The organism is Paenibacillus sp. J31R30, assembly GCF_059692115.1.
Window position 1 is genome coordinate 1 of record NZ_JCAUAV010000028.1, and the last position, 6,102, is coordinate 6,102.

Here is a 6,102-nt window from a genome sequence, read left to right on the forward strand (position 1 = left end):
TCCGTATATCTGAAAGCTTAATTGCTCATTTGCGTTGCTAGCGAGATTTTGCAATCTCTTTTTTTGAACGATTTCTCGTTCGTGCTTACTCACTCGTTGTTCAGTTTTCAAGGATCAATATTCCATGCGCTCACTGCCGTGTTACCGAAGCAGCGAGAAGTAATATACCATATTGATTTTTCATTTGCAAGCTTTATTTTATTTCATCCATTCGTGAAGATATTCAACACGTTCAGAATTCATTTGTTGGGCTTGCCCATGCCTGCCCCGTTCGAAGCAAGAATCATAATATAGCACAAACCATATCGTAAAGCAAACGTAAACTCGAACTACTTGAGTCGAATGCTTTTGAGCAAAATCTCAAGCGGTTCCCTCTCTTCGGTCTCTCCGCGATGATCATGATCCACAAGCTTATCCAACCGAGCTATCTGATGTCCATAGTCATACATGGCGGCTGCCACAATAGAGAGTCTAAGTATACCGTTCGGCTGCTCGCTATATCGCGCAATGAGATCCCCCATAAACTGCTCATTCTCCGCTTCGATTTCCAAACTATCCGAGCTCGTTTCCTTCAGCTTATCATCGTACTTCAATAGCACATGCTCGTGGTACTTAATCAATTTCTCCATATGATCGTCAAAACATGCATCTGTTTCTGCACTTGGGGAAGCCTGAAAATAATGCTCATCTACGGCTTCCAATACCTCAAGCCCTTTGGACATCACAAGCAGCTTCTGCTTGTACACGACAAGTTCGCGGACCCGTTTGGAGCCGCTGCCCTTCATCTTTTTAATTTCTTCTTCCATAAGTCTGTATTTCTCGGACAAAGACTTTAAGCTGTTACGGAGACTTTCCTTCTCTTCACGAAACACCGTTTCCTTAATCTCATTCGAAATCACCGTGCGAAGGAGCAGTGACATTTTACTGAAAATAGAACCGATCTGTGCTGCGAATTGTTCCTTAGGCTTAGGAGGAAAGAAAAGTACATTCACGAGAAAGGCACAGCCAATCCCAATCAAGCTGAGCAGTAAACGATTAACGGCAAAACGCCACTCCCCCGCTGCCTCCATCACGGCAACTACAGTAACCAATGTAAGACCGATCGTTTCTTCCATGCGCAAACGTAAACTAAGGATGATAACAATAATACATACAATACCAATGGCAATCACATTTTGCGAAAAAAACATCCCAGCCAGCAGTGCGAAAGCCGCACCGATAATGTTCGTCTGCAGTTGTTCTAAGAAATATCGCCAAGAGCGATAGATCGAGGGCTGCATCGCAAAAATCGCCGCAACGGCCGCGATAACCGGTGGTGTGAATTCGAGCCAAGCACTTATATATAAAGCTAATGCAACTGCGATGCCTGTTTTCCACACGCGCGCCCCAAATACCACGACTCTCACCTCATCCATAATATCCTACATCTATCTTACACAGGTCATGTGAAGGATGCAAAGCATCATCATATAGCGAAAAAACCACCCTCGGCAAGCTGCCGAAGGTGGTTTGGTTCGTTACTCAGCGATCTGCTAAGCTTTGGTGCTTTTCGTACTTGTACTACTCGTTGTACTCGTCGAACCAGCTGCCTTGGCCGCGATTGCAGCGGCTTTAAGGCCTTTACTCTTGTAGGGTTTCGGGGCACTCTTTGCCCGGTTCTCGCTCGCCTTCCACCGGTTCCAGCCTTTGCTGTCAGTACCTCTACCTGTTCCACCTTTACCCTTAGCCATAAATTCACTCCATTGTGTTACTTCTTATTTATTTAATAAACCCGACCATGTCGTTTCTAGCCATTGATCGAAATCCGCGCCTTTGTCACCTTCATACGTGTCATAAACATCACTTCTCATTTTCTGCAGCTTTTCCTTGAAAGCCTCATACGTATGACCTTCTGGCAAGCTCTTTTTGATGCGAAGTAAAATTTTACCTACACCTTTGATCAAATCACCTTTTTTACGAGGCGGCAGCTGTACATCCTCACCCAAAAGTTTCAACTTGCGGTAAGCCGTCTCCTGAATGGCATATACCGTATCATTGGTCATTAGACGTTTAAGGATATGAACGGATTGTTGATCGCCATGTTCCCCTAATGCTTCAACCGCCGATAGACGCTCTCTCCAATTGGATGTGCGGTTTGCTGCTTTTTTCAATTCTTCAAAATCGGTAGGTAACTCATTGTGTAATTCAATATTCAACTGATTCAAGCTCCTTCTGTCTGCTGTATGAGTTAGATGTTACACTTTTTTCAGGCATTGTGCCAACTTTTTGAGGTGTTTAGTTTATAGAAGTACCCTTTACACATGATTTTTGTATTTAAATCACCATATATAGGTATCTCATTTTGAGTGCGAATTCAATAACCTCAACTTGAGGTGAATGAGATGTCCGATTTCCTAAGACTCGTTGGTGAGCGGTTGCGAATGATTAGAAAGCTCAAGGGATTCACACAGGATCAGTTGGCTGAAAAAACTGGCAAAGTCGGTATGAGCAAATCGCACATATCGGATATTGAACGAGGCCAAAGGAACATTTCATTGACCACGTTGGAAACGCTGATGAATGCTTTAGAAATAGACCCTAGTGAGTTATTTAATTTCCAGAAACTTGATGGCGTCGATGGCATCCATGAAAAGAAATTGATCATTGATATTCACAAAAGCATGCTTATGGAACGCGGACTTGATGAGGTTCAGTATATTGTCAGAACGACGAGTGATTTCCTAGGAACGTTAGATGCCAAAGAAGCTAGCAGGCGAAATAAAAAAGAATAACAGAAACAAAAAAGCAACGAACATCTCGCACTTTTGGCGGACGGCTCGTTGCTTTTCTTCCCCTTTTTCACCCAAAACCCTAACATTGGCCTAGCTCACCACAACCCCCCTACAGTACTTGCACACTGGCGCATCAATGGCGATTTCCTCGTTGCAATAAGAGCAGGGCTTGTGCGTTTTCACTTCAGCTGGCGCTGTAGATTTACTTCTTCTTACACTCATAACAACCAACACACCGACAACCACGACAACCACAGCCAAAATCCAATAAATCATACGAAACACCTCCCAGTTGATAACCAACTTTTGATGATTTCCGTATATGTATATTCGATCTATGGGCTCTTATGAATGCGTTTCAGTTGCGATTTTGTCGGAAATTATAGCCACATTTGTTGTTGGTAGGACATTTCCCAGAACAACGTTTCGTAGCGAGTCGTGTTCAAAAAAATCGTTTCTAACCGTGCTAACTCGCTTTCTGATTTCCCCAGAGCTAGTCGATCCATTAAAGAAATACACCACTCGGCATGTTGGCCGAACTCGTCTGAGCTGTAGCCTCTCACCCACTCACCATAGTCGGGATGATCTGTTGCTCCTGGAATCTCATTCAGCATGCGGCCGATCTCCCAGTAACTCCACATACATGGCAGTAAGGCTGCTGTTAACTCCGCTAGTCCGCCGTTCTGTGCCACATGCAGCATGTAGTGCGAGTAAGCGAGCGTAATTGGGGAAGGCTCTGCCTGCTCCAGCTCTTCCTCGGTGATCCCAAAGCGAGCTGCATAAGAACGATGAATCCCCATTTCCACATGCAAAATGTTGTGAAGCGACGCTGAGAATTCAGTCATCATTTGGAGATCCGACGCTTTGACGGCACCGAGTGCAAACAATTTGGCATAATCGATCAAATATAAATAGTCTTGAATCATATAGAATCTGAATTTGTTGCGATCCAATGTTCCTTGACCTAACTCTTGAACAAATGGATGCTGCTGCGTTTGGCGCCATTCGTGATGAAATTTCTGAACTAAGTGTTGTGTAAAGGACATGATGGATCTCCTTCGAATGGAATTATATGATGAATAGATGCGTGAAATACGATTAGTAGATTTGGTGAACTCTATTATTTTACCATATATTAACTATATTGCTAGTTGTACATAAAGAAAAAACCAAGGAAACTTCTCGCGTGGAGAGTCCTTGGTTTCTACTCATTTATGTAATTCGAGTGTTAAGAGCCCCTTGGAACTATACCAAATCACAAGCATCAGCAGGCATCCAATGCGCATCCTTACCGTCCCATTTCACATTACAGCCAATTGGGTTCGTCAATGGTAACGTAATTTCTTGACCAGAGGTAAGCTCCGCTAGTGCATGTTCTAAATTGTTGATGGTGATTTTGGCAGCATCCTTCGGATTATCCACGCCGCGCCCCGTGTAAACTAACTTGCGATTTTCATCAAATACATAGAAATGCGGCGTTCGCAAAGCCCCATAAGCCAAAGCCGTTTCTTGCGTTTCGTCTCTCAGATACACCCACGGGTATTGGTTCTCCTCCATATGCGAGACCATATGATCGAAGGAATCTTCTGGCTTGGTGTTCACACTGTTGGCGTTGATACCAACGAACTGTACACCTTTATCTTTAAACTGATTAGCAGTTTCCCGTGTCACTTCATTGGAACCGATCACATAAGGGCAATGGTTGCAGGTGAAAAAGATAACGAGCGTTTTCGCATCGTTGAAATCCTTTAGCGCGTATGTTTGTCCATCCGTAGCTGGTAATGAAAAATCTGGCGCCTCATCTCCGAGCGATAAAGTAAAGGTAAAAGCCATGTTCCATTCCCCTCTCATCCTTGAAAAATTAAAGTTGGTTCTCCCCAGTGCTTTGGAAAAACTCAATGATTTCTCCGTTTAATCCTTTGACAAAAGCGATGCGTACAGGTGTTGGCGGGTTTACGCCTAAGATCGCGTCTTTCGGTGCAACGGTTATGACAGCGCCAGCAGCGACGGCTACTTCAACAGCCGCATCTACATTATTACTGCGTAGAGCAACATGGAAGAAATAACCTTCTGGTCTCGGATCACCCGAACCCCCGGCGAATACCTCCATGTAATTCCCATCACCCGAATCCAGCAAAGCAGCTCGCTTATCGCCTTCGCCCCAGTAATTCTTTTGAACAAAACCTAATCCTTCTGTATAAAACTTGACTGTCGCGTCAAAATCGTTCGCTCTTAGTGCAACGTGATGGAAGCCTCCGCCGCCTATTTTCGTATTCGTACCCACTTACTTTAGCCCTCCTTAGGATTCTAACTTTTACTTCATTTTCAGTATACTCGAACATGCAGGGTTAGAAAATGAGTTACATGGAGGTAAGTAAGTTACCTCGGATACACAAAAAACCACAGTCCCTCATCTCTTGATGAAGAACTGTGGTTGATATCGGGACGACACGATTTGAACATGCGACCCCCTGCTCCCAAAGCAGGTGCTCTACCAAGCTGAGCTACGTCCCGAAGATTAAAAAAGCGTAAAGGCACTGATAGACCCTTACGCTAGTAAGCGGAAGACGGGGATCGAACCCGCGACCCTCGCCTTGGCAAGGCGATGCTCTACCGCTGAGCCACTTCCGCATAGGGATCCCCAAGCTGCTTAGAGCAACTGGGGAAATTGATGCGCGTAGAGGGACTTGAACCCCCACGGTCGCCCGCTAGATCCTAAGTCTAGTGCGTCTGCCAATTCCGCCATACGCGCATGTTTGATATTGGGGTCCCCGAAAAGTAATCGGAATTCCCTTCGAAGCCATCACTTCACTTTTTGGGGTAAAGTGGTGAGTCATGTAGGATTCGAACCTACGACACCCTGATTAAAAGTCAGGTGCTCTACCAACTGAGCTAATGACTCATCTTTTGTAATAAAATGGCTGGGGATCAAGGATTTGAACCTTGGCATGACGGAGTCAAAGTCCGTTGCCTTACCGCTTGGCTAATCCCCATTGATATTATTGGCAGGGGCAGCAGGAATTGAACCCACACCAAAGGTTTTGGAGACCTTTGTTCTACCCTTAAACTATGCCCCTAAATAAGGTATATGGAGGCTGATGGATTCGAACCACCGAACTCGAAGAGAGCAGATTTACAGTCTGCCGTGTTTAGCCACTTCACTAAGCCTCCATAAAGGCAATTCAAATCTTACTAGGCAAAAAAAATACCCACAAGGGGTACTGCTTGGCAACGTTCTACTCTCCCAGAACCCTGCGGTTCAAGTACCATCGACGCTGGAAGGCTTAACGGTCGTGTTCGAGATGGGAACGCGTGGATCCCTTCCGCCATC

General features: G+C 44.9%; 8 protein-coding genes, 7 tRNA genes and 1 rRNA gene. 1 reads left to right on the forward strand and 15 read right to left on the reverse strand.

The features are described from left to right. Nucleotides 1–329 precede the first annotated feature (329 nt). The 3 genes from AC58QO_RS33500 to AC58QO_RS33510 form a co-directional block, all read right to left on the reverse strand. On the reverse strand, nucleotides 330–1,397 hold the full coding sequence (locus tag AC58QO_RS33500; RefSeq protein WP_497273216.1) for an FUSC family protein: 1,068 nt from the start codon (nucleotides 1,395–1,397) through the stop codon (nucleotides 330–332). A gap of 135 nt (nucleotides 1,398–1,532) precedes the next feature. After that, complete coding sequence (locus tag AC58QO_RS33505; RefSeq protein WP_497273218.1) at nucleotides 1,533–1,730, reverse strand: DUF3934 family protein; 198 nt, start codon at nucleotides 1,728–1,730, stop codon at nucleotides 1,533–1,535. Nucleotides 1,731–1,754: 24 nt separating this feature from the next. After that, nucleotides 1,755–2,195: a HEAT repeat domain-containing protein gene (locus tag AC58QO_RS33510; RefSeq protein ID WP_497273220.1), complete on the reverse strand. Its 441-nt coding sequence runs from the start codon at nucleotides 2,193–2,195 to the stop codon at nucleotides 1,755–1,757. 186 nt (nucleotides 2,196–2,381) lie between these two features. On the opposite strand from AC58QO_RS33510, the gene AC58QO_RS33515 reads away from it, so the two are divergent. After that, on the forward strand, nucleotides 2,382–2,771 hold the full coding sequence (locus AC58QO_RS33515; RefSeq protein ID WP_497273222.1) for a helix-turn-helix domain-containing protein: 390 nt from the start codon (nucleotides 2,382–2,384) through the stop codon (nucleotides 2,769–2,771). A 90-nt stretch (nucleotides 2,772–2,861) separates the two neighbouring features. On the opposite strand, the gene AC58QO_RS33520 is transcribed toward AC58QO_RS33515, so the two are convergent. The 12 genes from AC58QO_RS33520 to rrf all read right to left on the reverse strand — a co-directional run. Further along, entirely contained in the window at nucleotides 2,862–3,047 is a 186-nt protein-coding gene (locus tag AC58QO_RS33520) for a hypothetical protein (RefSeq protein WP_497273224.1), read from the reverse strand. 104 nt (nucleotides 3,048–3,151) lie between these two features. Beyond that, nucleotides 3,152–3,817: a thiaminase II gene (gene tenA / locus AC58QO_RS33525; RefSeq protein WP_497273226.1), complete on the reverse strand. Its 666-nt coding sequence runs from the start codon at nucleotides 3,815–3,817 to the stop codon at nucleotides 3,152–3,154. Between the two features lie 199 nt (nucleotides 3,818–4,016). After that, nucleotides 4,017–4,604 (reverse strand): thioredoxin family protein, encoded by a 588-nt coding sequence (locus AC58QO_RS33530; protein WP_497273228.1) that lies wholly within the window; start codon nucleotides 4,602–4,604, stop codon nucleotides 4,017–4,019. A 28-nt stretch (nucleotides 4,605–4,632) separates the two neighbouring features. Next, nucleotides 4,633–5,055 (reverse strand): VOC family protein, encoded by a 423-nt coding sequence (locus tag AC58QO_RS33535; protein ID WP_497273230.1) that lies wholly within the window; start codon nucleotides 5,053–5,055, stop codon nucleotides 4,633–4,635. Between the two features lie 156 nt (nucleotides 5,056–5,211). Then, nucleotides 5,212–5,285, reverse strand: a tRNA-Pro gene (locus tag AC58QO_RS33540). Nucleotides 5,286–5,330: 45 nt separating this feature from the next. Then, nucleotides 5,331–5,402, reverse strand: a tRNA-Gly gene (locus tag AC58QO_RS33545). A gap of 41 nt (nucleotides 5,403–5,443) precedes the next feature. After that, nucleotides 5,444–5,523: transfer RNA gene (locus AC58QO_RS33550), tRNA-Leu, on the reverse strand. Nucleotides 5,524–5,597: 74 nt separating this feature from the next. Continuing rightward, nucleotides 5,598–5,673: transfer RNA gene (locus tag AC58QO_RS33555), tRNA-Lys, on the reverse strand. A gap of 16 nt (nucleotides 5,674–5,689) precedes the next feature. Beyond that, nucleotides 5,690–5,764, reverse strand: a tRNA-Gln gene (locus AC58QO_RS33560). A gap of 10 nt (nucleotides 5,765–5,774) precedes the next feature. Next, a tRNA-Trp gene (locus AC58QO_RS33565) sits at nucleotides 5,775–5,848 on the reverse strand. 12 nt (nucleotides 5,849–5,860) lie between these two features. Continuing rightward, nucleotides 5,861–5,942, reverse strand: a tRNA-Tyr gene (locus AC58QO_RS33570). 52 nt (nucleotides 5,943–5,994) lie between these two features. After that, a 5S ribosomal RNA gene (rrf, locus tag AC58QO_RS33575) occupies nucleotides 5,995–6,102 on the reverse strand; the annotation flags it as partial.